Source organism: Agromyces sp. NDB4Y10 (assembly GCF_001620055.1).
Taxonomy (GTDB): Bacteria; Actinomycetota; Actinomycetes; order Actinomycetales; family Microbacteriaceae; genus Agromyces; species Agromyces indicus.
Window position 1 is genome coordinate 1 of sequence record NZ_LQGY01000025.1, and the last position, 23,416, is coordinate 23,416.

The 23,416-nt window shown below is 70.8% G+C and carries 23 protein-coding genes and 1 tRNA gene; 13 read left to right on the top strand and 11 right to left on the bottom strand.

The genetic code is table 11. The features are described from left to right. Positions 1–288 (bottom strand): hypothetical protein (locus AVP42_RS06135; protein ID WP_197466972.1); only part of this gene is annotated, 288 nt, incomplete at its 3' end. Positions 289–479: 191 nt separating this feature from the next. On the opposite strand from AVP42_RS06135, the gene AVP42_RS06140 reads away from it, so the two are divergent. The 6 genes from AVP42_RS06140 to clpX all read left to right on the top strand — a co-directional run bounded on the left by AVP42_RS06140 (position 480) and on the right by clpX (position 5,497). Next, positions 480–554 (top strand) — tRNA-Pro (locus AVP42_RS06140). 51 nt (positions 555–605) lie between these two features. Continuing rightward, the gene (tig, locus tag AVP42_RS06145) at positions 606–2,093 is read left to right on the top strand and encodes a trigger factor (RefSeq protein ID WP_067947162.1); all 1,488 of its coding nucleotides are present in this window, start codon (positions 606–608) and stop codon (positions 2,091–2,093) included. Between the two features lie 84 nt (positions 2,094–2,177). Beyond that, positions 2,178–2,684, top strand: a complete 507-nt coding sequence (locus AVP42_RS06150) for a tetratricopeptide repeat protein (RefSeq protein WP_067947164.1) — start codon at positions 2,178–2,180, stop codon at positions 2,682–2,684. Positions 2,685–2,789: 105 nt separating this feature from the next. Next, positions 2,790–3,395: an ATP-dependent Clp protease proteolytic subunit gene (locus tag AVP42_RS06155; RefSeq protein ID WP_067947166.1), complete on the top strand. Its 606-nt coding sequence runs from the start codon at positions 2,790–2,792 to the stop codon at positions 3,393–3,395. Between the two features lie 17 nt (positions 3,396–3,412). Then, complete coding sequence (locus tag AVP42_RS06160) at positions 3,413–4,081, top strand: ATP-dependent Clp protease proteolytic subunit (RefSeq protein WP_067947168.1); 669 nt, start codon at positions 3,413–3,415, stop codon at positions 4,079–4,081. Between the two features lie 138 nt (positions 4,082–4,219). Further along, positions 4,220–5,497, top strand: a complete 1,278-nt coding sequence (gene clpX, locus AVP42_RS06165; protein ID WP_067947170.1) for an ATP-dependent Clp protease ATP-binding subunit ClpX — start codon at positions 4,220–4,222, stop codon at positions 5,495–5,497. 36 nt (positions 5,498–5,533) lie between these two features. Here the strand turns inward: clpX and AVP42_RS06170 are convergent, their stop codons facing one another. Both AVP42_RS06170 and sepH read right to left on the bottom strand, forming a co-directional pair. Beyond that, positions 5,534–5,818, bottom strand: coding sequence for a hypothetical protein (locus AVP42_RS06170; protein WP_067947401.1), 285 nt, complete (start codon positions 5,816–5,818; stop codon positions 5,534–5,536). 96 nt (positions 5,819–5,914) lie between these two features. Further along, positions 5,915–7,024, bottom strand: coding sequence for a septation protein SepH (gene sepH, locus AVP42_RS06175; protein ID WP_067947171.1), 1,110 nt, complete (start codon positions 7,022–7,024; stop codon positions 5,915–5,917). Positions 7,025–7,218: 194 nt separating this feature from the next. On the opposite strand from sepH, the gene AVP42_RS06180 reads away from it, so the two are divergent. Beyond that, positions 7,219–7,512, top strand: coding sequence for a DUF4193 domain-containing protein (locus tag AVP42_RS06180; protein WP_067947173.1), 294 nt, complete (start codon positions 7,219–7,221; stop codon positions 7,510–7,512). Here the strand turns inward: AVP42_RS06180 and AVP42_RS06185 are convergent. Then, on the bottom strand, positions 7,509–7,973 hold the full coding sequence (locus AVP42_RS06185; protein WP_067947175.1) for a DUF3093 domain-containing protein: 465 nt from the start codon (positions 7,971–7,973) through the stop codon (positions 7,509–7,511). The genes AVP42_RS06180 and AVP42_RS06185 overlap by 4 nt on opposite strands. Before the next feature lie 38 nt (positions 7,974–8,011). Here AVP42_RS06185 and dut point away from each other — a divergent pair, with 38 nt between their 5' ends. The 5 genes from dut (at position 8,012) to dxs (ending at position 14,905) form a co-directional block, all read left to right on the top strand. After that, complete coding sequence (dut, locus tag AVP42_RS06190) at positions 8,012–8,470, top strand: dUTP diphosphatase (RefSeq protein WP_067947177.1); 459 nt, start codon at positions 8,012–8,014, stop codon at positions 8,468–8,470. Continuing rightward, positions 8,467–9,087, top strand: coding sequence for a DUF3710 domain-containing protein (locus AVP42_RS06195; protein WP_067947179.1), 621 nt, complete (start codon positions 8,467–8,469; stop codon positions 9,085–9,087). The genes dut and AVP42_RS06195 overlap by 4 nt, the downstream gene beginning before the upstream one ends. Further along, complete coding sequence (locus AVP42_RS06200) at positions 9,084–9,863, top strand: DUF3159 domain-containing protein (RefSeq protein WP_067947181.1); 780 nt, start codon at positions 9,084–9,086, stop codon at positions 9,861–9,863. The genes AVP42_RS06195 and AVP42_RS06200 overlap by 4 nt, the downstream gene beginning before the upstream one ends. 156 nt (positions 9,864–10,019) lie before the next feature. Continuing rightward, entirely contained in the window at positions 10,020–12,830 is a 2,811-nt protein-coding gene (acnA, locus tag AVP42_RS06205) for an aconitate hydratase AcnA (protein WP_067947404.1), read from the top strand. A gap of 131 nt (positions 12,831–12,961) precedes the next feature. Then, positions 12,962–14,905 carry a 1-deoxy-D-xylulose-5-phosphate synthase gene (gene dxs / locus AVP42_RS06210; RefSeq protein WP_067947183.1) on the top strand — a complete coding sequence of 648 codons (1,944 nt, stop codon included), beginning with the start codon at positions 12,962–12,964 and terminating at the stop codon, positions 14,903–14,905. 15 nt (positions 14,906–14,920) lie between these two features. On the opposite strand, the gene AVP42_RS06215 is transcribed toward dxs, so the two are convergent. The 5 genes from AVP42_RS06215 to AVP42_RS06235 form a co-directional block, all read right to left on the bottom strand. After that, positions 14,921–15,451, bottom strand: a complete 531-nt coding sequence (locus tag AVP42_RS06215; RefSeq protein WP_067947185.1) for a dihydrofolate reductase family protein — start codon at positions 15,449–15,451, stop codon at positions 14,921–14,923. 66 nt (positions 15,452–15,517) lie between these two features. Further along, positions 15,518–17,656, bottom strand: a complete 2,139-nt coding sequence (locus tag AVP42_RS06220) for a 3-hydroxyacyl-CoA dehydrogenase NAD-binding domain-containing protein (RefSeq protein WP_067947406.1) — start codon at positions 17,654–17,656, stop codon at positions 15,518–15,520. 8 nt (positions 17,657–17,664) lie between these two features. Further along, positions 17,665–18,873, bottom strand: coding sequence for an acetyl-CoA C-acyltransferase (locus AVP42_RS06225; protein ID WP_067947187.1), 1,209 nt, complete (start codon positions 18,871–18,873; stop codon positions 17,665–17,667). A gap of 77 nt (positions 18,874–18,950) precedes the next feature. Further along, positions 18,951–20,147 (bottom strand): HRDC domain-containing protein, encoded by a 1,197-nt coding sequence (locus AVP42_RS06230; protein WP_067947189.1) that lies wholly within the window; start codon positions 20,145–20,147, stop codon positions 18,951–18,953. Then, positions 20,140–20,727, bottom strand: a complete 588-nt coding sequence (locus AVP42_RS06235; RefSeq protein WP_067947191.1) for a DUF3000 domain-containing protein — start codon at positions 20,725–20,727, stop codon at positions 20,140–20,142. Before AVP42_RS06235 ends, AVP42_RS06230 begins: the two co-directional genes overlap by 8 nt. Positions 20,728–20,820: 93 nt before the next feature. On the opposite strand from AVP42_RS06235, the gene AVP42_RS06240 reads away from it, so the two are divergent. Next, the gene (locus AVP42_RS06240) at positions 20,821–22,002 is read left to right on the top strand and encodes a S9 family peptidase (protein ID WP_067947193.1); all 1,182 of its coding nucleotides are present in this window, start codon (positions 20,821–20,823) and stop codon (positions 22,000–22,002) included. Positions 22,003–22,039: 37 nt separating this feature from the next. Here the strand turns inward: AVP42_RS06240 and AVP42_RS06245 are convergent, their stop codons facing one another. Continuing rightward, positions 22,040–22,480, bottom strand: coding sequence for a SufE family protein (locus AVP42_RS06245; RefSeq protein ID WP_067947195.1), 441 nt, complete (start codon positions 22,478–22,480; stop codon positions 22,040–22,042). A gap of 35 nt (positions 22,481–22,515) precedes the next feature. Continuing rightward, positions 22,516–23,415, bottom strand: a complete 900-nt coding sequence (locus tag AVP42_RS06250; protein ID WP_067947197.1) for a sulfurtransferase — start codon at positions 23,413–23,415, stop codon at positions 22,516–22,518. Position 23,416: the final 1 nt, after the last annotated feature.

Genomic DNA, 23,416 nt, shown 5'->3' on the forward strand with positions numbered 1-23,416 from the left:
CGCCATGGCGGGCGGGGGAGGCGGCACGGGCCGCGCGGCGGCGGCGGCCTGCTGCGCGCGCATCCGGCTGAGGACGACCTGCCGCTCCGCCTCGGCGTCCCGCACGCGGGCGCCTGCCGCGAGCGCCTCGGCGGCGAGCGGGACGTCGAGCCGCAGGCCGCACGTGTCGCACACGTTCCGGAACAGCTGCGAGAAGCAGGCGGGGCAGCGGGTGGTGTCGACGAGCATGGCGGGGGCGCTCGGCCAGCGTCGCACGTCGGACGCCGCGGGATGCGTCTGATGGGGCATGCGCTCACTCTGGCACGCCGGCCCACCTCCGTCGTCGGTGTCCACACCGAGTCCGTTGTCCACAGGGCGCCGCCGGAGGAGTCGTCGTCAGGGCGGGCGGCGCCTCGTGCAGTAGACTTTCCGGCGTCCATCCCCACTTCGACGTGCTCCGGCATGCCGACCCGGGCGGACGACGAGTCAAGCCGACGGCTCGGGGCGTAGCTCAGCTTGGCTAGAGCGCCCGCTTTGGGAGCGGGAGGTCGCAGGTTCGAATCCTGTCGCCCCGACGAGTCGCACCGGCTCGACACGAACTTCCACCAAACAGGAGAATCTTCCCCATGCCGACCACTTCGGTTGAGAAGCTGAGCCCGACGCGCGCCAAGCTCACCATCTCGGTGACGCCCGAGGAGCTGAAGCCCAGCATCGCCCACGCCTACGAGCACATCGCCGAGCAGATCGCCGTGCCCGGCTTCCGCAAGGGCAAGGTGCCGCCGCCCATCATCGACCAGCGGGTCGGCAAGGCCGCCGTGCTCGAGCACGCGGTCAACGAGGGCCTCGACGGCTTCTACCGCGCCGCGGTGAACGAGCACGAGCTCCGCCCCCTCGGCCGCCCCTCGGCCGACATCGTCGAGTGGCCGAACGAGAAGGACTTCTCCGGCGACCTGCTGCTCGCGATCGAGGTCGACGTCCGTCCCGAGATCGAACTGCCCGACTACCAGGGCCTCGAGCTGACCGTCGACTCGGTCGAGGTCGGCGACGACGAGGTCACCGAGGAGCTCGAGCGTCTCCGCAGCCGCTTCGGCACCCTCATCACCGTCGACCGCCCGGCGAAGACCGGCGACTTCGTCACGCTCGACCTGGTCGCGACGATCGACGGCACCGAGGTCGACACCGCCAGCGGCGTCTCGTACGAGCTCGGCTCGGGCGAGCTGCTCGAGGGCATCGACGAGGCGCTCGACTCGCTCACCGCGGGCGAGACCACGACGTTCGAGTCGAAGCTGCTCGGCGGCGACCACCAGGGCGAGACCGCCGAGATCACCGTGAGCGTCACGGCCGTCAAGGAGCGCGAGCTCCCCGAGGCCGACGACGACTTCGCGCAGATCGCCAGCGAGTTCGACACGCTCGACGAGCTCACCGCGAGCCTCAAGGAGCAGGTCGCGAAGAACAAGTCGTTCGGGCAGGGCAGCCAGGCCCGCGACCTCCTCGTCGACAAGCTCCTCGAGCTGGTCGACGTGCCCGTCGCCGACAGCGTCATCGAGGACGAGGTGCACCGCCACCTCGAGTCCGAGGGTCGCCTCGAGGACGACGAGCACCGCGCCGAGGTCACCGAGTCCAGCACGAAGGCGTTCAAGACCCAGATCGTCCTCGACGCGATCGCCGAGCAGGAGAAGGTCCAGGTCAGCCAGGAGGAGCTCACCCAGTACCTCGTGCAGGGCGCCGCGCAGTACGGCATGGACCCGAACGAGTTCGTCCAGATCCTCAGCCAGAACGGTCAGATCCCCGCCATGGTCGGCGAGGTCGCCCGCAACAAGGCGCTCGCCATCGCGCTCGGCAAGGTCACGGTGAAGGATGCCGCCGGCAACGCGGTCGACCTCTCCGAGTTCACCGCCGTGGTCGACGAGAACGAGGCCGAGGGCGACGAGGCCGCGTCGGAGGCGCCCGCCGAGGAGGCGCCCGCCGAGGAGGCGCCCGCCGAGGAGGCGAAGCCCGCCAAGAAGCGCTCCAGCAAGAAGGCCGCCGAGGCCGACGAGGCGTCCACCGAGGAGGCCGACGCCGAGAAGAAGCCGGCGCGCAAGCGCACTGCGAAGCAGGCCGACGCCGAGTAGTCGGCGACGACCCGAGCGAGCACGCGACGGGGCCGGGCACCCATGCCCGGCCCCGTCCGTCGTCTCCGGAGGAGGAAGAGGAGCATGGACGACTGGCAGCGTCGGGTCGATGCCGTGTGGGCGGCGGCGTCCGACCTCGGCGATCGGGCCGTGATCGAGCGCATCGACCTGCTCGTGGCCGAACTCCCGGCGGACGACCCCCGCGGTCCCTTCGAGGCCGCGGGCGCACGCGACTCGGCGAGGCTCGAGGCGGAGGCGGAACCGCGCTACCGCCGGGCCCTCGAACTCGGACTGTCGGGTCGGGCTCGCGTCGAGGCGCACATCCAGCTCGCGTCGACCGTCCGCAACCTCGGACGTCCGGAGGAGGCGCTGGTGCTCCTCGACGGCGTCCGCGACGATGCGGGCGACCTCGCCGACGCGGTCGAGGCGTTCCGCGCGCTCGCGCTCGCGTCGTCGGGTCGAACGGATGCCGCGGCATCCGTCGCCCTCATCGCCCTCGCCCCGCACCTCACGCAGTACCGCCGCGCGGTCGACGCGTACGCGCGCGAACTCCTCGCGCCCGCACCGGAGGACGACACCACGACGCCGTGATGCCCGTCGTCGCGACGCGGCATCCGCCGACGGCGAACAGCCCGGTTCGCGCGTGTTGCACCGGATAGATTCGAGACAACGCACGAACGAAACGGAGCGAAATCCATGGCCGAACCGACACTGCAGCCCAGTGTGTTCGATCGACTGCTGAAGGACCGCATCATCTGGCTCGGCTCGGAGGTGCGCGACGACAACGCGAACGAGATCGCCGCGAAGCTGCTGCTCCTCGCCGCAGAGGATCCGAACAAGGACATCTACCTCTACATCAACTCGCCCGGCGGGTCGATCACGGCGGGCATGGCCATCTACGACACGATGCAGTTCGTCCCGAACGACATCGTCACGGTCGGCATCGGCATGGCGGCCTCGATGGGGCAGCTCCTGCTCACCGCGGGCACCAAGGGCAAGCGGTACATCACGCCGAACGCGCGCGTGCTGCTGCACCAGCCGCACGGCGGCTTCGGCGGCACCGCGAGCGACATCCAGACGCAGGCGCAGCTCATCCTCGACATGAAGAAGCGCCTCGCCGAGATCACCGCCGCGCAGACCGGCAAGTCGGTCGAGCAGATCAACCGCGACGGCGACCGGGACCGGTGGTTCAACGCGCAGGAGGCCCTCGAGTACGGCTTCGTCGACCACATCCGCGAGTCCGCGCTCGACGTCTCGGGCGGCGGCGGCACGCAGCCCGGCTTCGAGGACACCAAGGCCTGAGGAAGAGAGAACAGCGAATGAACATCCCCGCTTTCGGCGGCACCGCGTTCAGCGGCGTCCAGGCCCCCGGCTCGCGCTACATCCTGCCGAGCTTCGAGGAGCGCACCGCCTACGGCTACAAGCGACAGGACCCGTACGCGAAGCTCTTCGAGGACCGCATCATCTTCCTCGGCGTCCAGGTCGACGACGCGTCGGCCGACGACATCATGGCGCAGCTGCTCGTGCTCGAGTCGATGGACCCGGACCGCGACATCATGATGTACATCAACTCGCCCGGCGGCTCGTTCACGGCGATGACCGCGATCTACGACACGATGCAGTACATCCGTCCGCAGATCCAGACGGTGGTGCTCGGCCAGGCCGCCTCGGCCGCGGCCGTGATCGCCGCGGCCGGCACCCCGGGCCGACGCCTCGCACTGCCGAACGCGCGCGTCCTGATCCACCAGCCGGCGATGGGCGAGGCCGGCCACGGCCAGGCGTCCGACATCGAGATCCAGGCGGCCGAGATCCTGCGCATGCGCACCTGGCTGGAGGAGACGCTGTCGAAGCACTCCAACCGCACCATGGAGCAGGTGAACGCCGACATCGACCGCGACAAGATCCTGTCCGCGGCCGAGGCCCAGGAGTACGGCCTCATCGACCAGGTGCTCACGTCGCGCAAGACGCTGCCGGCGCTCGCGCGCTGATCGACGACGTCCGAGGGGCGGGTGCGGATGCCGCATCCGCCCCTCGTTCGTCACGTTTCCGCCAAACCGTGGCGGATCGGCCCCGCCCGGCTTCCGTCGGGCTAGGCTCGGAGCAGACGCGTTTCGAGGGAGGAAACGATGGCACGGATCGGGGAGAGTGCTGACCTGCTGAAGTGCTCCTTCTGCGGAAAGAGCCAGAAGCAGGTGCAGCAATTGATCGCCGGTCCCGGCGTGTACATCTGCGACGAATGCGTCGAGCTCTGCAACGAGATCATCGAGGAGCGGCTCGCCGAGGCGGGCGAGGCGGAGTCGGGCGAGTTCGAACTGCCCAAGCCGAAGGAGATCTTCGCCTTCCTCGAGGAGTACGTCATCGGCCAGGAGGCCGCGAAGCGTGCGCTCGCGGTGGCGGTGTACAACCACTACAAGCGCGTTCGGGCCAAGGCGGCGATCGCCTCCGCCGACCGGGCGCACGACGACGTCGAGATCGCGAAGTCCAACATCCTGCTCATCGGCCCGACCGGCTGCGGCAAGACGTACCTCGCGCAGACCCTGGCCAAGCAGCTGAACGTCCCCTTCGCGGTCGCGGATGCGACGGCGCTGACCGAGGCCGGCTACGTCGGCGAAGACGTCGAGAACATCCTCCTGAAGCTCATCCAGGCCGCGGACTACGACGTCAAGCGGGCCGAGACGGGCATCATCTACATCGACGAGGTCGACAAGATCGCGCGGAAGGCCGAGAACCCGTCCATCACGCGCGACGTGTCGGGCGAGGGCGTGCAGCAGGCGCTGCTGAAGATCCTCGAGGGCACCGTGGCATCCGTGCCGCCGCAGGGCGGGCGCAAGCACCCGCACCAGGAGTTCATCCAGATCGACACGACGAACGTGCTGTTCATCGTCGCCGGCGCGTTCGCCGGACTCGAGGACATCATCTCGTCGCGGGCCGGCAAGCGCGGCATCGGCTTCGGCGCCCCGCTGCACTCCAAGCAGGATGAGGCCGAGCTGTTCAGCGAGGTGCTCCCGGAGGACCTGCACAAGTTCGGCCTGATCCCGGAGTTCATCGGCCGTCTCCCCGTGGTCGCCACGGTGACGCCGCTCGACCGCACGGCGCTCATGGAGATCCTCACCGAACCCAAGAACGCCCTCGTGCGCCAGTACCAGCGCATGTTCGAACTCGACGGGGTCCAGCTCGAGTTCGAGCACGCCGCGCTCGAGGCGATCGCCGACCTCGCCGTGCTCCGCCAGACCGGCGCCCGTGGACTCCGCGCGATCATGGAGGAGGTGCTGGGGCCCATCATGTTCGAGGTGCCCTCGACCACCGGGGTCGCGCGAGTGGTCGTCACGAAGGAGACGGTCATCGACAACGCCGCGCCGACGATCGTTCCCTCGAAGCCGCGCCGCGCCGAGAAGTCGGCCTAGCCTCGGCAGCCGGCGCGCCGCCACCGGCGGCCGCCGTCAGTCGAAGACGCGGAACACCTGCCAGTGGCGACCGTCGTGGCCGACGTCGAAGACGTGGGTCTCGCCGTCGTCGGCGCTCGCCTGGAACCGCCACCCGGTGATCGCGAGCGGCGCGCGGCCGGGGGCGACGTCGTGGCCGTCGAACGGATGCCACCAGTCGGCCGGACCCACCAGGGGGGTGGGCGTGTCGCTCACGCGGTACCGGCGTGCCCGCCACACCAGCCGCTCGGGCGCGCCCGATGGCCCCGTCCAGACCTCCGCCGGTTCGACCGTGCGTCGCATGGCGCCCTCCGCCGTCATTCGAAACTGTGTTCGAATCCTAGCAGCGTTCGGGCACGACGGCACCGGTCGACCGAGGTCGACCGGTCGGCGTTCCGGTCAGGCCAGGTCGTCGTCCGTCCGGGCGCCGAAGACGATCTCATCCCAGCTGGGCATCGACGCGCGACCCTTCTTGGCGCGAGGAGCCGACGACGCCTTGCCGCCCCACAGGGCGCGCGCGGCCGCGCCCGCTCGACTCTCGTCGTCGTGCGAGGCGTCCGTCTCCGCCGGGGCCACCTCGGGAGCAATCGGTGCCTGGGTCGAGGGCGGGTCGGGCTGCGCCGTGACCGTCACGGTCGGAGCGAAGGGCGCCGGCTGCGGCATCCGCTCGGTCGCGCCGGAGAGGGACTCGCGTTCCCCGCGCCGGCGCCGGAGGGCCTCGAGCAGGTCCGCGGTCTCGCCGGTCGGGGGAGCGGGCTCGTCGGCGCGCTTGATCGCCGCCCTCGCGACCGCGCTGGAGGACCCCGCCGGCTGGCGCTGGACGGCGACCTCGGGCTGCGGCGCGGTGTCGTCGTCGGCGGTGTCCGACGATTCGAACGTGAACGCGCCGCTGTCGAATCGCGACGACTCGTCGTCGGCCGAGACCGCCCGCAGGCGCGGGATCATCCCGCCACGGACCTCGCCATGCTTGGACAGCGTCGCGGCGTCCGCGTTCTGCGGGTGCAGTGCCTGCTTTCGCGGCTCGAACGACCAGCGGGCGTCGTGGTCGATGCCATCGGCGGTGAACTCGAGCTTCACCATCCAGCCGTGCTCCTCGTCCTTCCAGCTCGCCCAGCGCTCGCCGTGCGCACCGAGGCCGGCGAGGCGCTCGCGCACCATGCTGCCGAAGGATGCCAGCTCATCGGCCTCGGCCTCGCCGGGGACGTGGATCGGGACGGCCAGCGCGGAGGTCACCATGTGCTCGCGCTCGGCGATCACCGGGCCCTCGAACCGGCGGATGTAGTCGACCGAGGCGCCGGTGAGTTCCGCGACCTCCTCGGCGGAGAGGCCCGAGCGGATGTGCGCCTGGACTTCGCGGGGCGACAGCTTCGGGCCCGTGTGGGCCTCGGGGATGGCCTGACGGATGCGCGACTGGAGCACCTCGTCGACCTCGATCCGGAATCGCGCCCCGTCTTCTGAGGCTGCGACGAGGGCGCCGTCTTCGACACCGATCACCTTCAGTTCCTGCATCGCGAGAAGCCTTTCCGTGCCTTCGTCTCCGCCCAAGGATGCCACGCCTCGGCCCGGCGCCCGGGAATACGGCGGGCGCGCCGCGAGTTGTGCCTGCAACCGGGGCGAACGCGACTCCGGGAGGGTTTGCCAACGGCATCGAATTGATGCAGACTATGGCGGCCGAACCCTCGGCACCGGAAAAAAGGATGGGAATGGCAACGGACTACGACGCGCCACGGAAGACCGAAGACGACTCCGAGTCGATCGAGGCCCTCAAGGAGCGCGTGCCCGACAAGATGTCGAGCGCCGTCGACGTCGAGGACGCCGACAACCCCGGCAGCTTCGACCTCGCGGGCGCCGACCTGTCCGACGTCGAGCTGGACGTGGTCGTGCTGCCGCCGCAGGCCGACGAGTTCACGTGCGTGAACTGCTTCCTGGTCAAGCACCGCTCGCAGATGGACCACGAGACCAAGCTCGGGCCGATCTGCCAGGAGTGCGCCGCCTAGGCCCGCTCCTCACCGACTCCTGGCCGCCGCGATCCGTTGATCGCGGCGGCCAGTTCGTTCGGGTGCCGCGTCGAGACGAGCCAGTACGGCGCCGGGTCCGCGGCATCCGTGATCGGTACCCGGACCACGTCGCGGATCCAACCGCGGATGACGAGGTGGGCGCGCGCGTCGAGGCCGGTGCCGCGTTCGACCCGGGCGTCCTCGCCGACCGCCGGGACCGCGGTGCCGACGTCCTCGATCGGGACGCGCGCACGACCGGCGCGGAACTCGCCGCCGGACACCTCGACCACCGGCGCCGTGAGGGTCAGCGACCCGGCCACCGCCGCGTACATCAGCAGGCCCGTGACCACGCCCGCGGGCACCGACACCGGCGCGAGCACGAGGATGCTCGAGGGGATGAGCAGGAGGCTGATGAGGTAGATCCAGGGCGTCGGCCACAGCCGTTCGCGGTACTCGGGCATGGATCTATCAGACCAGACTTCTGCACTACCCTCGAACGGTGACCGATTCCGTCGATGTGCTGATCACGGCCGACCGCGTCCCCGCCTACGCCCACCCGGGCGATGCGGGAGCCGACCTCCACGCCGCCGAGGCGGTGGTGCTCGAACCGGGGGAGCGCGCGACGGTCGGCACCGGAGTGGCGATCGCGCTGCCCGACGGCTACGTCGCGTTCGTGGTGCCCCGTTCGGGCCTGGCCTTCAAGCACGGCATCACGATCGTGAACGCGCCCGGGACCGTCGACGCCGGATACCGGGGCGAGATCAAGGTCGCACTGTTGAACACCGACGCCCGCGAGGCGTACCGCATCGAGCCGGGCGACCGCATCGCCCAGCTCGTGGTGATGCCCGTCAGCCGGGCGCGGTTCGTGGAGGTCGAGAAGCTGCCCGGCAGCCTCCGCGGCGAGGGGGGATTCGGGTCCACCGGATTCGGGGCGAACCAGTCAGGAGCACACGCGTGAGCGACATCGAGAACATCGACGACTTCCCGGTCGACCAGCCCAAGTCGGCCCCCGCCGATCGGGCCGCGAACGGCCCCCTCGACGAGTCGGAGGCCAATCCGGTCCGCCCGTACGTCGACCTCGGCGGCGTCAAGGTGCTGCCCCGCGAGGGCCTGCACCTCCGGCTCGAGGTCGAGGAGGGCAGCAAGCGCGTGGTCGCGGTCGGCCTCGACTACGCCAATTCGACCCTCCAGGTCCAGCCGTTCGCGGCACCGCGGTCGAGCGGGCTCTGGCATGAGATCCGCGACCAGATCGCCGAGCAGATCGCCCGGCAGGGCGGCACGACCACGGTCCGCGAGGGATCGTTCGGTCCCGAGCTCCTCGCGCAGATCCCAGTCACGACGGCCGACGGACAGGCCGGCCAGATGCGGCTCGCGCGCTTCATCGGCGTCGACGGCCCGCGTTGGTTCCTCCGCGGCGTGATCGCCGGCGAGGCGGCCACCGATCCGGCGGCGGCGGCGAAGGTCGAGGATCTCTTCCGCTCGATCGTCGTCGTCCGCGGCGACACGCCGATGCCCCCGCGCGACCTCATCCCGCTGCGCATGCCCGCGCCGTCGTCGGGCGGTCCCGGCGCGTGACCTCGCACGATCCGGACGCGAACCCGCCCGAGCGCGAGTCCGCTCCCGCCGACGGGGGCGGTCCCGCGCCGGCCGCGCGCGAGGGCGCCCCGGCCGACGACCTCGCGCGTCAGTTCGCGGCCGCGGCCGAACGATCAGGCCTGGGCCGGATCGCGCGCGACGAGAAGCTGACCCCGGCCGACCTGATCGGCGCGCTCGGCGGCGTGCGCGGCCTCGCCGAGGCGATCCTGCCCGGCCTGGTCTTCCTCGTCACCTACACCTTCACGCGCGAGCTCGTGTGGGCGCTCGTGGCGTCGCTCGGCCTCGCCGTCGTCTTCACGGTCGCGCGGCTCGTGGCCCGGACGCAGCCCACGCAGGCCATCGCCGGCCTGATCGGCGTCGCGGCATCCGCTGCGCTGGCGCTCTGGACCGGGCGCGCCGAGGACAACTACGTCATCGGCTTCTACACGAACGCCGCCTACGCGGTGGCGATCCTGGTCTCGCTGCTCGTGCGCTGGCCGCTCGTGGGACTCGTGGTCGGCTTCCTCATGGGCGACGGCACGGCGTGGCGCCGGCGGCGGCGGACCTATCGCGCCATGCAGCTGCTGACCGTCGTGTGGCTCGGCATGTTCGTCGCGCGCCTCGTGGTGCAGGTCCCGTTCTACTACGCCGGCAACGTCGAGGCGCTCGGCGCCACCCGGCTGCTCATGGGCGTGCCGCTGTACGCGCTGCTGCTCGTCTTCTCGTGGCTGGTCGTCCGGGCGGTGTACCCGGCGCGGACCGCGCCCGCGGAGTGATAGAGTTATCTCGACATCAAGATAATTTCCGGATGCCGGAGTGAGCCTGTCGGCAGGCGGGGCGCTGCACTAGCCTTGCTTGGGGCGGGGCAACGGATCATGACGAGCACCGCCATGCGCCGCCGCGCGGGCGGCATCCGCGAAGGAGAGGACACCGTGTCTGCAGTGAACAGTTTCGGGGCGAAGGACACGCTCCAGGTCGGCGACCAGGCGTACGAGATCTACCGGATCGACACGGTCCCCGGTCACGAGAAGCTCCCCTTCAGCCTGAAGGTCCTGCTCGAGAACCTGCTCCGCACCGAGGACGGCGCGAACGTCACCAAGGAGCAGATCCAGGCGCTGGGGTCCTGGGTCCCGACCGCCGAGCCCGACACCGAGATCCAGTTCACCCCGGCCCGCGTGGTGATGCAGGACTTCACCGGCGTGCCCTGCATCGTCGACCTCGCCACCATGCGCGAGGCCGTGGTCGCCCTCGGCGGCGACCCGAACAAGATCAACCCGCTCTCGCCGGCCGAGATGGTCATCGACCACTCGGTCATCGCCGACCTGTTCGGCACCGAGAACGCCCTCGAGCGCAACGTCGAGATCGAGTACGAGCGCAACGGCGAGCGGTACCAGTTCCTCCGCTGGGGCCAGACGGCCTTCGACGACTTCAAGGTCGTGCCGCCCGGTACCGGCATCGTGCACCAGGTCAACATCGAGCACCTCGCGAAGGTCATCTACCACCGCGACGTCGACGGCGTCACCCGCGCCTACCCCGACACCTGCGTCGGCACCGACTCGCACACCACCATGGTGAACGGCCTCGGCGTCCTCGGCTGGGGCGTCGGCGGCATCGAGGCCGAGGCGGCCATGCTGGGCCAGCCCGTGTCGATGCTCATCCCCAAGGTGGTCGGCTTCAAGCTCTCCGGTGAGATCCCCACGGGCGTGACCGCGACCGACGTCGTGCTCACGATCACCGACATGCTGCGCAAGCACGGCGTGGTCGGCAAGTTCGTCGAGTTCTACGGCTCCGGCGTGGCATCCGTGCCGCTGGCCAACCGCGCGACCATCGGCAACATGAGCCCCGAGTTCGGCTCGACCGCGGCGATGTTCCCCATCGACGAGGTCACCGTCGACTACCTGCGCCTCACCGGCCGCAGCGACGAGCAGATCGCCCTCGTCGAGGCGTACGCGAAGGCCCAGAAGCTCTGGCACGACGCCGACACGGAGCCCGAGTTCTCGGAGTACCTCGAGCTCGACCTGGCCACGGTCGTGCCGTCGATCGCCGGCCCGAAGCGTCCGCAGGACCGCATCGTCCTCTCGTCGGCGAAGGCGCAGTTCGAGGAGGACCTCACGAACTACGCCGACGTCGAGCACGACCTGGTCGACCTCGAGGTCGCCGAGTCGTTCCCGGCGTCCGACCCGCCGAGCAACACCCCGGAGGACGAGCACAACCAGCACGTGCACACGCACCGTTCGCACGCGCCGAAGACGGTCTCCAAGCCGACCTCGGTGCAGACGCCGGATGGCGCGAGCTACACGCTCGACCACGGCGCCGTGACGATCGCGGCGATCACCTCGTGCACCAACACGTCCAACCCCTCGGTCATGCTCGCCGCGGGCCTGCTCGCGCGCAATGCGGTGCAGAAGGGCCTGAAGGCCAAGCCGTGGGTGAAGACCACGCTCGCGCCGGGCTCGAAGGTCGTCACCGAGTACTACGAGAAGGCCGGCCTGACCAAGGACCTCGAGGACCTCGGCTTCTACACGGTCGGCTACGGCTGCACCACCTGCATCGGCAACTCCGGCCCGCTGATCGAGGAGGTCTCGGCTGCGGTGCAGCAGAACGACCTCGCGGTCACCGCGGTGCTCTCGGGCAACCGCAACTTCGAGGGTCGCATCAACCCCGACGTGAAGATGAACTACCTCGCGAGCCCGCCGCTCGTCATCGCGTACTCGCTCGCCGGGTCGATGAACTTCGACTTCGAGACCGACCCGCTCGGGCAGGACTCGGACGGCAACGACGTCTACCTGAAGGACATCTGGCCCGACGCCGCCGAGGTCCAGAAGACGATCGACGAGTCGATCAACGAGGAGATGTTCACGCGCCAGTACGCGAGCGTCTTCGAGGGCGACGAGCGGTGGCGCAACCTGCCGACCCCGACCGGTGCGACCTTCGAGTGGGACTCGGAGTCGACCTACGTGCGCAAGCCCCCGTACTTCGAGGGCATGACGCTCGAGACCACGCCGGTCACCGACATCAGCGGCGCGCGCGTGCTCGCGAAGCTCGGCGACTCGGTCACCACCGACCACATCTCGCCGGCCGGCTCGATCAAGGCCGACAGCCCCGCCGGGCGCTACCTCACCGAGCACGGCGTGGACCGGAAGGACTTCAACTCCTACGGGTCGCGTCGCGGCAACCACGAGGTGATGATCCGCGGCACGTTCGCGAACATCCGCCTGAAGAACCAGCTCCTCGACGGCGTCGAGGGCGGCTACACGCGCGACTTCACCCAGCCCGGCGGCCCCCAGTCGTTCATCTACGACGCGTCGATGAACTACCAGGCGCAGGGCACGCCGCTCGTGATCTTCGGCGGCAAGGAGTACGGATCGGGCTCGAGCCGCGACTGGGCGGCGAAGGGCACGAGCCTGCTCGGCGTGAAGGCGGTCATCACCGAGAGCTTCGAGCGCATCCACCGCTCCAATCTCATCGGCATGGGCGTCGTGCCGCTGCAGTTCCCGGCGGGGGAGTCGGCCGACTCCCTCGGACTCGACGGCACCGAGGTCGTGACCATCACCGGGCTCGAGCAGCTGAACGAGGGCGTCACCCCGAAGACGGTCCACGTCGTCGCCGAGCCGAGCGAGCACTCCCCGGAGGGCAAGCAGACGGTGGAGTTCGACGCGATCGTCCGCATCGACACCCCGGGCGAGGCCGACTACTACCGCAACGGCGGCATCCTGCAGTACGTGCTGCGCAGCCTCGTCTGACGCGGCGATCCACGAGGGCGGCGAGCACGGCTCGCCGCCCTCGTTCTCTGCCCGGGCTCTCAGGTCGCCCGGCGTAGACTTCTACGAACCCCGCCGGGGCGGCGACGCCCACGTCTTCGGAGGCACGACGAATGAGGCTGCTCGACACGATCCGCGGTCCCCGCGACCTGGACGCCCTCTCCCACGACCAGCTGGAGGAACTCGCTCGCGAGATCCGCGAGGTGCTCGTCGCGAGCGTCTCGAAGACCGGCGGTCACCTCGGACCCAATCTCGGCGTGGTCGAGCTCACCATCGCCATCCATCGCGTGTTCGACTCGCCCCGCGACCCGATCATCTTCGACACGGGCCACCAGTCCTACGTGCACAAGCTGCTCACCGGCCGTCAGGACTTCAGCAGCCTCCGCCAGACCGGGGGGCTCGCCGGCTACCCGCAGCGCTCCGAGTCCGAGCACGACGTGGTCGAGAGCTCGCACGCGTCGAGCTCGCTGTCCTGGGCCGACGGCATCTCCAAGGCGTTCGAGATGACCGGCCAGGGCGACCGGCACGTGGTCGCCGTCGTGGGCGACGGCGCCCTGACCGGCGGCATGACGTGGGAGGCGCTGAACAACATCTCCGACGACAACACGCGCAACCTCGTCGTCGTCGTGAACGACAACGGCCGGTCCTACGCGCCGACCATCGGCGGCATGGCCCGCTTCCTCAACTCGGTGCGCACCAAGCAGTCGTACCGCACGCTGCACCTGCGCAGCCGCAGCGCGTTCGACAAGCTCGGCTCGCCCGGCCGCGCGTTCTACCGCGGCGTGCGCGGTGGACTCCACGGCTTCCTCAGCCGGTTCAGCGGCAACGAGGCGCTCTACTCGAACCTCGACATCAAGTACATCGGACCGATCGACGGCCACGACGAACGCGCGGTGGAGGAGGCGCTCCGGCAGGCGAAGTCGTACGGCGCCCCCGTGATCGTGCACACCATCACCGACAAGGGCCGCGGTTACGAGCCGGCGCGTCGCGACGTCGCCGACCAGTTCCACGCCGTCGGCCAGATCGACCCCGAGACGGGCGAGTCGATCGAGAAGGCGTCGGCGCCCTCGTGGACCGGCGTATTCGCGGATGAGCTCGTGAGCCTCGCCGAGCGCGACGAGCGGCTCGTCGGCATCACCGCGGCGATGCTCCGTCCGACCGGACTCCACCGGATGGCTGAGCGCTTCCCCGCCCGCGTCTTCGATGTCGGCATCGCCGAGCAGCACGCGGCCACCTCGGCCGCCGGCCTCGCCTTCGGCGGCCTGCACCCGGTCGTCGCGGTCTACGCGACCTTCATCAACCGCGCCTTCGACCAGGTGCTGATGGATGTCGCCCTCCACAAGGCCGGCGTGACCTTCGTGCTCGACCGTGCCGGCGTGACCGGGCCCGACGGCCCCAGCCACCACGGCGTGTGGGACCTGTCGATCCTCCAGGTGGTCCCCGGGATCCGCATCGCCGCGCCCCGCGACTCCGTGCGCCTGGCCGAGGAGCTCGGCGAGGCCGTGCGGGTCGACGACGGCCCGACGGTCCTGCGGTTCCCCAAGGGCACGGTCGGCACGGAGTACGAGGCCGTCCGCCGCACCGACGACGGCGTGGACGTACTGGTCGAGTCCGAGCGGCGCGACGTGCTCATCGTCACGGTCGGCCCGATGGCCGGGGTCGGACTCGAGGTCGCGCAGCGACTCGAGGCGCAGGGCATCGGGGCCACGGTCGTCGATCCGCGTTGGGTCGTGCCGGTTCCGCAGAGCGTCGTCGAGCTCGCCGCCGACTATCGGATCGTCGTGAGCATCGAGGACGGGATCCGGGTCGGCGGCATCGGCACCCGCATCCGTCAGGACCTGCGGGAGGCCGGCGTCGACACGGCCGTGACCGAGGTGGGCCTGCCCGACGAGTTCCTCGACCACGGCTCGCGGGGCGACATCCTGGAGCGCGTCGGCCTCACGCCGCAGCACATCGCCCGGGATGTCACGGCGATGGTGCTCGGCAGCAAGCTCCCGCACGCGCGCAACGCGGGCATCGAGCTCCCGAGCGACACCGCGCCCCAGCCCCGGGTGTGAACGGCGCGGTCCCGCTCACTCGATGCGGTAGACGTGCTCGACGGCGTCGCCGATCCGAGTGACGCCGGTCAGCCGCATCGGCCGGGTCACGGTGCCCACCGGAAGCAACGGTCGCCCGCTCCCGAGCGCGACCGGCATGTACCCGATGAGCAGCTCGTCGAGCCGGCCCGCCTCGAGGAACTGCGCGGCCACCGGACCGCCGCCGATCACCCACACGTTCCGGCCGGCGGCCGCCTCCACCGCGGCATCGGCGATCGCGTCGACCTCGCCGGCGGCGAATCGGATGTCGGCGCCGTCGGGCACCGGCAGGTCGCGATGGGTGAGCACCCAGGTGGGCAGGGCTCCGTACGGCCAGCCGCCGCCCTCTCGGAGCACCCACTCGTAGGTCGTCGCTCCGAGCACGAGCGCGCCGACGTCGGCGAAGAACCGGTCGTAGTGCTCCTGGAAGTCCTCCATGCCGAACTGCAGCAGCCACCCGAGGTCGTCGTGCTCATCGGCGATGAACCCGTCGATGGTGGAGGCGACGTAGTACTGGATCTTCGTCATCCGCCGAGCATACGAACGACCCCCGACAACCAGGTGCCGGGGGTCGTTCGGTCGATCAGGCGTGGATCAGGCGTCGACGCCGCGGATCGGCGGGTGGTGGAACGTGTCGCCGAAGACGCGCTCCGACGCTCCCACCCGGTCGAGGTACGGCGTGAGCCCGCCCATCTGGAACGGGAAACCCGCCCCGAGGATCATGCAGAGGTCGATGTCCTCCGCGGCGCTCACGACGCCGTCGTCGAGCATGAGCTTCGTCTCACGCGCCAGGCCGTCCTGCAGGCGGGTCAGGATCTCATCGGGCGACGAGGGGTTCGTGCCGCCGGAGACGATCTTCATCGCGCCCTTGTCGAAGCCCTTGACCTTGCCCTTGTCGTCCTTCTCGAGCAGCTTGCCGTAGTCGGCGAGCCGGTGCAGGTTCTCGGAACGGTAGAACCGGTCGGGGAACGCCGCGTGGTGGGTGTCGAGCACATGCGCGCCGACCTTGAGCCCGACGAGGTCGAGCAGGTGCGACGGAGCCATGGGCAGGCCGAGCGGGGCCATCGCCTCGTCGACGGTCTCGAAGGGCGTGCCCTCGTCGACCGCGCGCATCGCCTCGCCGAGGAGCACCGCCAGCAGGCGGTTCACGACGAAGCCCGGCGTGTCGGCGGTGATCACCGCGTTCTTCTTGAGCTTCGCCGCGGTCACCATCGCGGTCGAGAGCGTCGCGTCATCCGTGCTGCTCGTCTTCACGACCTCGATCAGCGGCATGACCGCGACAGGAGTGAAGAAGTGGAAGCCCACCACGCGCTCGGGGTGCTGGAGCTTCGCGCCGATCTGCTCCACGGAGAGCGACGAGGTGTTCGTCGCGAGGACCGCCTCGGGCGAGATGAACTGCTCGACCTCGGCGAACACCTGCTGCTTGATCTCGAGCTCCTCGAACACGGCCTCGATGACCCAGTCGCAGTCGGCGAACTCGGACTTGTCGGTCGTGCCGTGCACGAGCGCCTTCAGGCGGTTCGCCTCGTCGGGGGAGATGCGGCCCTTGTCGCGCAGGGTGTCGATCTCGCCGGTGATGTACGCCACGCCCTTGTCGACGCGCGCCTGGTCGAGGTCGGTGATCACGACCGGCACCTGGAGTCGCCGGACGAACAGCAGCGCGAACTGGCTGGCCATGTAGCCGGCGCCGAGGACGCCCACCTTGGTGACCGGCTTGGCGAGCGCCTTGTCGGGGGCGCCTGCCGGCTTCTTCGCGCGCTTCTGCACGAGGTTGAAGGCGTAGACGGATGCCTGCAGCTGGTCGCCGGCGATGAGGTCGGCGAGGACCTCGTCCTCGCGCTCGAAGCCCTCGGCCTTCGTGCCGGACTTCGCGGCCTTCAGCAGGTCGAGCGCCGCGTAGGGCGACTTGGGCACCGAGCCGATGCGGCTCTGCAGCATCTTGCGGGCGATGCCGATCGCGGCATCCCACTTGACCAGGCGCTCGACCTTGCCGGGCTCGTTCGGGCGCTTGACCTTCACGCGGCCGGAGACCACGCCGTCGGCCCAGCGGATGGAGTCCTCGAGGTAGTTCACCGACGGGAACAGGGCGTCGGCGATGCCGAGCTCCAGCACGTCGCCCGCCTTCAGCGTGCGGTTCTGCTTGAGCGGATTCTCGATGACGACCTTGAGCGCGTTCTCGATGCCGATCAGGTTCGGCAGCAGGTAGGCGCCGCCCCAGCCGGGGATGAGGCCGAGGAACACCTCGGGCAGCGCCACGGCCGGCGTGGACGCGTCGACGGTGCGGTAGTCGGCGTTCAGGGCGATCTCGAGGCCGCCGCCGAGCGCCAGTCCGTTGATGAAGGCGAACGACGGGACGCCCACCTCCGAGAGCTTGCCGAGGGCGTGGTGTCCGAGCTGCCCCATGCGGAGCGCGATCTCCCGGCTGGGGATCTCGGCGACCTTCGACAGGTCGGCGCCCGCGGCGAGGATGAACGGCTTGCCGGTCACCGCGACCGCGTGGATCTCGCCGGCCGCGGCCCGCTCGCGCAGCCCGTCGAGGGTCGCGGCGTACTCGAGCAGCGACTTGGGTCCGAGCGTGTTGGGACGGGTGTGGTCGCGGCCGTTGTCGAGCGTGATGAGCGCGAGCGTGCGCCCCTCGGAGATGGGGATGTCGCGCACGTACGAGTGCGTGACGACCTCGTCGTCGGACAGCGTCTCGAGCTCGGAGAAGTCGATCTTGGTGTAGTCGGTCATCATTCCCCTCAGGCCTTCTTCGCGGCCTTGCGCGAGTAGTTCGGGTTCTCCCAGATCATCGTGCCGCCCTGTCCGAGGCCCACGCACATGGTGGTGATGCCGTAGCGGACGTCGGGGCGCTCGGCGAACTGGCTGGCGAGCTGGTTCATCAGGCGCACGCCCGACGAGGCGAGGGGGTGACCCACCGCGATCGCTCCGCCCCACGGGTTCACGCGGGGGTCGTCGTCGTCGATGCCGTAGTGGTCGAGCAGCGAGAGCACCTGGACGGCGAACGCCTCGTTGACCTCGATGAGCCCGATGTCGTCCATCTTGAGTCCGGCCAGCCGCAGCGCCTTCTCGGTCGCCGGGACGGGGCCGATGCCCATGATCTCGGGGTCGACGCCCGCGAAGGCGTAGCTCACGAGCTTCATCTTGACGTTCAGGCCGAATTCCTTCGCGGCGTCGGCGCTCGCGAGGAGTGCCGCGGTCGCGCCGTCGTTGAGGCCCGACGCGTTGCCGGCGGTGACCCGGCCGTGCGGACGGAACGGGGTCTTGAGCCCGGCGAGGCCCTCCATCGTGGTCTCCGGTCGCATGACCTCGTCGCGCGTCGCGAGCCCCCAGCCCTCGGCGGTGCGGATGGCGACGGGGACGAGGTCCTGCTGGATCTTGCCGGCCTCGTACGCCGCCGCGGTCTTCCGCTGGCTGCCCAGCGCGTAGCGGTCGGCGCGCTCCTTGGTCAGGTGCGGGAAGCGGTCGTGGATGCGCTCGGCGGTGGCACCCATGACGAGGGCGTCCTCCGAGACCATCCGCTCCGCGACGAAGCGGGGGTTGGGGTCGACGCCGCTGCCCATGGGGTGGTGGCCCATGTGCTCCACGCCGCCGCCGATGGCGAGGCGGTACTGGCCGTAGCCGATCGAGCCCGCGAGCATGGCGACGGACGTCATCGCGCCGGCGCACATGCGGTCGATCGCGAAGCCGGGCACCGACTTGGGCAGGCCCGCGAGGATGGCGGCCGTGCGGCCGATGGTCAGGCCCTGGTCGCCGGCCTGGGTCGTGGCGGCGATGGCCACGTCGTCGATCTGCTCCTTCGGGGCGCTCGGGTTGCGTTCCAGGAGTCCGACGATCGCCTTCACGACCAGATCGTCGGCTCGGGTGTTCCAGTACATGCCCTTTTCGCCGGCCTTGCCGAAGGGGGTTCGGACCCCGTCGACGAAGACGACATCAGCTCGTTCAGCCACGCTGCAGCTCCCTTTCGAATGAGGAATCACCCGATCCTAGGAACGCCGATCGGGCCGACGGAATCGGTTGGCGGTTCCTACGAAGCGTCGTGCGCGGCATCCTCGAGGGATTGTGCCGCCTTCACAAACGCGGCCGCGATTATCTGTGCGGTAGCGGCAACCTGCCACGGTCGTGCGCCGAGCGCCGCGAGCTCGCCGGCCACCGCGTCCGGGGTCGGCTCGGCGGGCGGATGCCACGCGAGCCGGCGCAGGTGGTCGGGCGTCAGGAGGTTCTCGACGGGCATGTCGTGCTGCTCGGCGATCTCGGTCACGGCGGCCTTCGCGAGGCGGAGCCGGGCGTCGGCTTCGGGGTTGCGGGCGGCCCAGGATCGAGGCGGCGGCGGGGCGTCGCTCGGAACGCGCGCGGCGGGCGGCGCGGCGGTCCGCGCCTCCTCGATCGCGGACCACCAGCGATCGATCTCTGACCGGCTCGCGCGGCCATTGAACGCCTTGAGGTCGGCGAGGGCCCGCTTGGACTCCGGCAGCGCCTTCGCGGCGGCGAGGATCGACGCGTCGGGCACGAGGCGGCCGGGCGCGGTGTCGGTCTCGGCGGCGAGGGCGTCGCGGGCGTGCCAGAGGGCGCGCGCGACAGCGAGGTTCCGCGGCGAACGCAGAGAGTGGATGCCGCTCAGCCGGCGCCACGGCTCGGCGGCGGGCGGCTTCGCCTCGCGTCGGACCGTGGCGTCGAACTCCTGCCGGGCGATCTCCTCCTTGCCTGCGTCCACGAGCCGCTCCGCGAGCCGGTCGCGGACGTCGACGAGGAGCTCCACGTCGAGCGCGGCGTACCGCAACCACGACTGCGGGAGCGGGCGCGTCGACCAGTCGGCGGCCGAGTGCTCCTTCGCGAGGCGGATGTCGAGCAGTTCCTCGACCACCGAGGCGAGCCCCACCCGCGGCATCCCGAGCAGGCGCGCTGCGAGCTCGGTGTCGAAGATCGCGGCGGGGTCGAGCCCCACCTCGCGCAGGCAGGCGAGGTCCTGGCTCGCGGCGTGGAGCACCCACTCCTCGTCGCGGATCACCGACTGCAGCTCCTCGAAGCCGCCGATCGTCGTCGGGTCGAACAGGAAGGTGCCCGCGTCCCGCCGGAAGAGCTGGATGAGGTACGCGCGCTGCGAATAGCGGAACCCGCTGGCACGCTCGGCATCCACGGCCACCGGGCCCACGCCGCCCGCGATGCGCTCGACGGCCTCGCCGTACGCCTCGCGGGTCTCGATCACGCGGAACTCGTCAGCCACGGTTCCTCCTCCGTCGGGGAAGGGCCGTCACCCCCTCGGTTCGGGGAGGCAGCCCCGCCAGCATGCACAACAACTCACTCCACCCTTCCACATGCGGCGCGGCGTGCTCGTCGAGCGGCGTCCACGACGCGCGGAGCTCGAGCTGTGCGCCGTCGCCCTGGCGGGCGAGCTCGCCGTAGCCGGTGGACAGGATCTTCGTCACGGTCCCCGACGCCGCGACGTATCGGGCGCCGCGAGCATCGAGCGCGTCGACGAGCCACGACCACGCGACATCCGCCAGGAACGGATCGACGCCGATGTCGGTCTCGAGCGGGGCCTGCGTGAAGCACACCACCCGGAACCGGCCGCCCCACGACTCCGGCTCGGACGGGTCGTACAGCAGCACGAACCGGCCCGTGCCGAGGTCGGAGTCCTCGCCGTGCGGACCGGGGGAGACGTCGGCGGCCAGGGCGACGGCCCAGGGCGCCAGCGACGAGGGCGCGTCGATCTCCGACACGCGCAGTTCAGGGCGCGGTGCCGCAGCACGCAGCGATTCGAGCGCCGCGGCGAACTCCGGGGGTGGCAACGCCGAGTCGGACACGTGTGCAGACTAGAGTCTGCGACAGGGGGCACGTCGGCGGCACGCCGCGACCGCCCCGGGAGGATCGACCACGCGGCGCGGAACGGGGGAGCGATGTCACGGGTGGATCGAGCGATCGGTCCGGTCACCGCCGTGCTCGGCGGCGTGGCACTCGTCGGCGCGGCCTTCATGGCCGCCGTGACGGCCACCGCGGTCGTGTTCGCCCGCCGGGTCGTCAGCCCCGAACCGCCCCGTGAGGACGACCAGCGCCTCGAGCGCGTCGACCTCGCGGCCGGCGAGGTGGTCCTCACGGCCTCCGACGACGCTCGCATGCGCGGCCGGTACGGCCTCTGGTTCGAGCACGACTCCGGCTACGCCCGCCTCGGCGACGTCATCGACGACGACGGCCACCGCGTGCGCCGCGCCATCGAGTCGGTCGACTTCGGCCGGCTCGACCGCGCCGGTCGGGGGCGCATCAGCGGGTGGTTCCACCTCGGCCCGTGGGAGGTCGCGGAGCGCTACGAGAACGTGGTCGTCGACACCCCGCTCGGTCCCGCACCCGCGTGGTTCGTGCCCGCGACGGATGCCGCCGGCGGGGTCTCCGCGGACTGGGTGATCCAGGTGCACGGCCGCGGCGCGAAGCGGCACGAGGGCCTCCGCGCCGTCCAGCCCGCGCGCGAGGCCGGATGGTCGACGCTGCTCATCTCGTACCGCAACGACGGCGAGGCGCCCGAGAGCGAGGACCGCCGATACGGGCTCGGCGGCACCGAGTGGGAGGACGTGGTCGCCGCCGTGCGATTCGCTGTCCGCCGCGGTGCCCGGCGCATCGTCCTCATGGGCTGGTCGATGGGCGGATCGATCTCGCTGCAGACCGTGTTCCGCTCCGCCGAGGTCCGGGAGCACCTCGTCGGACTCGTCCTCGAGTCGCCCGCGGTCGACTGGGCCGACATCCTCCGCTTCCAGGCGCGGGCCCTGGGCCTGCCCGCCGAGCTCGGCGGGGTCGTGGCCCGGGTGTTGAGCGCCCCCGTCGGCGGCACGCTCACGGGCCTCGCGGCCCCCATCGATCTCGAGGCGCTCGACGCCGTCGCCCGCGCCGACGAACTCGACGTGCCCGTGCTCCTCATGCACAGCGAGGACGACGGGTTCGTGCCCATCGAGGGCTCACGCCGGCTCGCGGCCGTCCGGGCCGACCTCGTCCGGTTCGAGGTGTTCGAGGGCGCGCGGCACACCAAGCTCTGGAACCACGCGCCCGAGCGGTGGACCGGACTCGTCCGCGACTGGCTCGAGGAGCGGTGAGCCGCAGCCGCGGCGCCGCGGCCCGCCGACGCGCGGCTCAGGCGGCCAGGCGCTCCTGCAGTTGGCGCTTCGCCCGCGCGAGCATGCCCGACATGCCGCGGACGCGGAGCGGCGAGACCGCCTCGCCGAGCCCCAGGGACTGCGGGTAGTCGGCCGGGATCGCGAAGACCTGCTCGGGGGTGAGCCCGTCGAGGCCCTGCGCGAGGATCGACGCGAACCCGCGCGTGGTCGGCGCCTCGGCCGGTGCCGTGGCGTGCATGTGCACCAGACCCGCCTCGTCGACCTCGACGAAGATGAACACCGGCGACTGGCACTCCTCGACGCGCTCGAGCAGGTCGGGGTGGTCGCGGTAGCGCTCCGGCAGCTCCGGAAGCTCGTTCGAGAAGTCGAGCAGGAGCGTCAGCCGGTCCTTCACCCCGAGCGCGAGGAAGTCCTCGCGCGTCTCGGCGAGCGCAGCGGGCAGGGTCGTTGCATCCATCGACGACATTCTCGCACCCGGGGATGGACGCGGCCTCAGCGCCCCGGCACCTCGCCCCGCTCGGTGCCGGTCACGATCGGCACCCGGACGGCGCTGCCCCACTCGGTCCACGAGCCGTCGTAGTTGCGCACCTTGTCGAAGCCGAGCAGGTGCGTGAGCACGAACCACGTGTGGCTCGAGCGCTCGCCGATGCGGCAGTACGCGATGACCTCGTCGCCCTCCTGCAGGCCGACCTCGTCGCGGTAGATCGCGTCGAGCTCCGCACGGCTGCGGAAGGTGCCGTCCTCAGCCGCGGCGCGCGCCCACGGCACCGATGCCGCGGTCGGGATGTGGCCGGCGCGCAGCGCCCCCTCCTCGGGGTAGGCGGGTGCGGTCGTGCGCTCGCCCGAGTACTCCTCGGGTGAGCGCACGTCGATGAGGGGCTTGCCGAGGTGCGCGAGCACGTCGTCCTTGTACGCCCGCACGCGCGAGTCGTCGCGCTCGACCACGGGGTACTCGACGGGCTCGACCTCGGGGGTGTCGGTGGTGAGCGGTCGCCCCTCGGCGATCCACTTGTCGCGGCCGCCGTCGAGCAGCCGCACGTCGTCGTGGCCGAAGAGCGTGAACACCCACAGGGCGTACGCGGCCCACCAGTTGTTCTTGTCGCCGTAGATGACGACCGTCGAGTCGCGCGAGATCCCCTTCGAGCCGAGCAGCTCGGCGAAGCGCTCGCTCGAGACGTAGTCGCGGACGACGGGGTCGTTGAGCTCGGTGTGCCAGTCGACCTTCACCGCACCCGGGATGTGGCCGGTCTCGTAGAGCAGGACGTCTTCATCGGACTCGACGACCACGAGTCCGGGCCGGCCGAGCTGGTCGGCGAGCCAGTCCGTGGTCACGAGCCGCTCCGGGTGCGCGTACTCGGCCAGCTTGGCGGCGGTGTCGAACTCGACGGGCATG